Genomic DNA, 496 nt, shown 5'->3' on the forward strand with positions numbered 1-496 from the left:
AGGCCGAACAGCTCGACCAGGGTCTTACCGGCCGACGCCATGGCGTCGCGCGGGCGCATGGCCTGCTTGGTCTCGACGTCGACGATCAGCTTGTCGAAGTCGGTGCGCTGCTCGACACGGGTCGCCTCGACCTTGTACGTGACCTTGAGCACCGGCGAGTAGATCGAGTCGACCGGAATCCGGCCGATCTCCTGGCCGACCTGCTTGTTCTGAACGGCGGAGACATAGCCGCGACCGCGCTCGACGGTCAGCTCCATCTCCAGCTTGCCCTTGCCGTTCAGCGTGGCCAGGACCAGGTCCGGGTTGTGCACCTCGACACCGGCCGGCGGCGCGATGTCGGTGGCGGTGACCAGGCCGGGGCCCTGCTTGCGCAGGTACATCACGACCGGCTCGTCGTGCTCCGAGGAGACGACCAGCTGCTTGATGTTGAGGATGAGGTCGGTGACGTCCTCCTTGACGCCCGGCACGGTGGTGAACTCGTGCAGGACCCCGTCGA

1 protein-coding gene is annotated in these 496 nt (G+C 66.5%); it reads right to left on the reverse strand.

Translation table 11 applies throughout. From position 1 onward, the window contains the following. Positions 1-496, reverse strand: a 496-nt coding sequence (locus JK363_RS41610; protein WP_201883512.1) for a DNA-directed RNA polymerase subunit alpha, incomplete at both ends; no start/stop codon positions are given.

Origin of the sequence: Streptomyces coffeae (genome assembly GCF_016741875.1) — a bacterium.
In the GTDB taxonomy this organism is placed as follows: Bacteria; Actinomycetota; Actinomycetes; order Streptomycetales; family Streptomycetaceae; genus Streptomyces; species Streptomyces coffeae.